Here is a 3,443-nt window from a genome sequence, read left to right on the forward strand (position 1 = left end):
CACACCACCGGCCGGGCCCGCACGCCGCACCGCCGCGGCGAACGCCCTGCCGCGCCCCTCTGCGCCCGGCACCACCACGCCGTGCCCCGCGTCGGCGTACGACGGCGCCGGTACGGGCCCCGGCGACCGCAGGGCACACCCGCGCCCAGGAAAAGTGGTTGCACGGCCCCGTTAGAATGGCTCGCATGGCCATTCTCCTCGCGCATTAGACGGCGGGAACGCCCTCAGCCGTCCACCGCCACCCACACCCGCCCTGGAGTCTGTCCGTGATCTCCGCCTCCGGCATCGAGCTGCGCGCCGGTGCCCGCGTCCTCATCGAAAGCGCCACCTTCCGCGTCGCCAAGGGCGACCGCATCGGCCTCGTCGGCCGCAACGGTGCGGGCAAGACCACCCTCACCAAGGTCCTCGCCGGCGAGGGCATCCCCGCCGGCGGTACCGTCACCCGCTCCGGCGAGGTCGGCTACCTGCCCCAGGACCCCCGCACCGGCGACCTCGACGTCCTCGCCCGCGACCGCATCCTCTCCGCCCGCGGCCTCGACGTGCTGATCCGCAAGATGCGCGAGAACGAGCAGCGCATCGCCAACGGCCAGGGCGCCACCCGCGAGAAGGCGCTCAAGCAGTACGAGCGCCAGGAGACCGAGTTCCTCACCAAGGGCGGGTACGCCGCCGAGGCCGAGGCCGCCACCATCGCCGCCGCGCTGAACCTGCCCGACCGCGTGCTCGGCCAGCCCCTGCACACCCTCTCCGGCGGTCAGCGCCGCCGCGTCGAGCTCGCCAGGATCCTGTTCTCCGACGCGGACACCCTGCTCCTCGACGAGCCGACCAACCACCTCGACGCCGACTCCATCGTCTGGCTGCGCGACTACCTCAAGACCTACCGCGGCGGCTTCATCGTGATCTCCCACGACGTCGACCTGGTCGAGACGGTCGTCAACAAGGTGTTCTACCTGGACGCCAACCGCGCTCAGATCGACGTCTACAACATGGGCTGGAAGCTCTACCAGCAGCAGCGCGAGGCGGACGAGAAGCGCCGCAAGCGCGAGCGGCAGAACGCGGAGAAGAAGGCGGCCGCCCTGCATTCGCAGGCCGACAAGATGCGCGCCAAGGCCACCAAGACCGTCGCCGCGCAGAACATGGCCCGCAGGGCGGACAAGCTGCTGTCCGGCCTGGAGGCGGAGCGGAAGTCCGACAAGGTCGCCAAGCTGCGCTTCCCCGAGCCGTCCCCGTGCGGCAAGACCCCGCTCATGGCGGAGGGACTGTCGAAGTCCTACGGCTCGCTGGAGATCTTCACCGACGTCGACCTGGCCATCGACAAGGGCTCCCGCGTCGTCATCCTCGGCCTCAACGGCGCGGGCAAGACCACCCTGCTCCGCCTCCTCGGCGGCGCCGAGAAGCCCGACACCGGCCAGGTCATCGAGGGGCACGGCCTCAAGCTCGGCTACTACGCGCAGGAGCACGAGACCCTCGACCCGGAGCGCACGGTCCTGGAGAACATGCGCTCCGCCGCCCCCGACCTGGACCTCGTCGACATCCGCAAGACGCTCGGCTCGTTCCTGTTCTCCGGCGACGACGTCGACAAGCCGGCCGGTGTCCTCTCCGGCGGCGAGAAGACCCGTCTCGCGCTGGCGACGCTCGTGGTCTCCTCGGCCAACGTGCTGCTCCTCGACGAGCCGACCAACAACCTCGACCCGGCCAGCCGCGAGGAGATCCTCGGCGCGCTGCGCACGTACAAGGGCGCGGTCGTCCTCGTCACGCACGACGAGGGCGCCGTCGAGGCGCTCCAGCCGGAGCGGATCATCCTGCTGCCGGACGGCGTCGAGGACCTGTGGGGCGCCGACTACGCGGACCTGGTCGCCCTCGCCTGAGGGACGTCAGCCGGGGTTGACCGAAGGTGTGATCCACTGCGTATGGATCATTCGGCCCATCGGTGATCCATCATTCGTGTGAGATCTCCTCATCCCGAGGTGTGTCCTACACGGATTTCGCGGCCGAGCTCCCGGTGAACCGGGGCTCGGCCGTCGCACCTTTCTGACCTGGCACTTCACGGAAGAACCCGTTCGGAGGTACCGCCCGCACATCGCGGAATACCTCATTCCGTATGTGGGGATGCGCTCCCGTCGTCACAACCTTGTCTCATCGACCTTGCCGAATGGGTGGCCATGAAGGCCCGGAGGGGTGATCATGAGGAGACCAGAGCGCACTTCCCATGAGGAGGCACGGGTGGCCGAGACTCTGAAGAAGGGCAGCCGGGTGACCGGCGCCGCGCGCGACAAGCTCGCGGCAGACCTGAAGAAGAAGTACGACGCCGGTGCGAGCATCCGGGCGTTGGCCGAGGAGACCGGCCGCTCGTATGGCTTCGTGCACCGCATGCTCAGCGAATCGGGTGTCACGCTGCGAGGGCGTGGCGGGGCGACACGGGGCAAAAGGGCCCCTTCGGCCTGACCCCGGGCGCCCCGGGAACCCGATGGTGACCACCCGGTCGGCCGACTGACCGGCCGGGTGGTTACTGTGCAGTCACTTAGGTCGACCGCACCCATCGGAGGCGCCCCATGGCTTCGTCCGCCCAGGACCTCGGTCCCGTACTCGACAAGGACGGCGTACGGCTCACCGTCGACGACGCGATCGCCACGGTGACGCTGACCAACCCGGCCAAGCGCAACGTGCAGAGCCCCGCTCTGTGGCGGGCGCTGACCGAGGCGGGCCGGCTGCTGCCCGGCTCCGTCCGGGTCGTGGTGCTGCGCGGGGAGGGCAAGTCCTTCTCCGCCGGGCTCGACCGGCAGATGTTCACGCCCGAGGGGATCGAGGGCGAGCCGTCGTTCATCGACCTGGCGCGTCGCGACGACGCCGCACTGGACGCGACCATCGCCGAGTACCAGGAGGCGTTCACCTGGTGGCGGCGCAGCGACATCGTGTCGATCGCGGCTGTCCAGGGACACGCCATCGGAGCCGGGTTCCAGCTCGCCCTCGCCTGTGACCTGCGCGTGGTCGCGGACGACGTGCAGTTCGCCATGCGCGAGACCAGCCTCGGTCTCGTCCCCGACCTGACCGGTACGCATCCGCTGGTCGGCCTCGTCGGATACGCCCGCGCGCTGGAGATCTGCGCGACCGGGCGCTTCGTCACGGCCGAGGAGGCCGTGAACACCGGCCTGGCCAACCTCGCCGTACCCGCGGCCGACCTGGACGCGGCGACCCAGGACCTCGCCGCGGCCTTGCTGGCCGCCCCCCGCGACGCCGTCATCGAAACCAAGACGCTGCTCCGAGGCGCCCAGACCCGCACCTACGACGACCAGCGCACCGCCGAACGGGCCGCCCAGTCCCGCCGCCTGCGCGACCTGGCCGGCCTGGGCGAATAACCTCCGCCCAGCCGCCCAGCCGCCCAGCCGCCCAGCCGCCCAGCCGCCCAGCCGCCCAGCCGCCCAGCCGCCCAGCCGCCCAGCCGCCCA

At 70.7% G+C, this 3,443-nt stretch carries 3 protein-coding genes; all 3 read left to right on the plus strand.

Annotation, left to right across the window (positions count from 1 at the left end):
* The first annotated feature begins 266 nt into the window (after positions 1-266).
* The 3 genes from B7767_RS28805 to B7767_RS28815 all read left to right on the plus strand — a co-directional run bounded on the left by B7767_RS28805 (position 267) and on the right by B7767_RS28815 (position 3,353).
* Complete coding sequence (locus B7767_RS28805) at positions 267-1,865, plus strand: ABC-F family ATP-binding cassette domain-containing protein (RefSeq protein WP_085574725.1); 1,599 nt, start codon at positions 267-269, stop codon at positions 1,863-1,865.
* Positions 1,866-2,220: 355 nt separating this feature from the next.
* Positions 2,221-2,442, plus strand: coding sequence for a helix-turn-helix domain-containing protein (locus B7767_RS28810; RefSeq protein ID WP_030858495.1), 222 nt, complete (start codon positions 2,221-2,223; stop codon positions 2,440-2,442).
* 107 nt (positions 2,443-2,549) lie between these two features.
* A complete protein-coding gene (locus B7767_RS28815; RefSeq protein ID WP_085574726.1) occupies positions 2,550-3,353 on the plus strand; it encodes an enoyl-CoA hydratase/isomerase family protein in 804 nt (267 codons plus the stop codon).
* Positions 3,354-3,443 lie beyond the last annotated feature (90 nt).

This window comes from Streptomyces sp. 13-12-16, from assembly GCF_002114215.1.
Classification (GTDB): Bacteria; Actinomycetota; Actinomycetes; order Streptomycetales; family Streptomycetaceae; genus Streptomyces.

Excerpts from the sequence above, each read along its gene's own strand:
- B7767_RS28815 (WP_085574726.1), top strand. The coding sequence starts at position 2,550 with ATGGCTTCGTCCGCCCAGGACCTCGGTCCCGTACTCGACAAGGACGGC.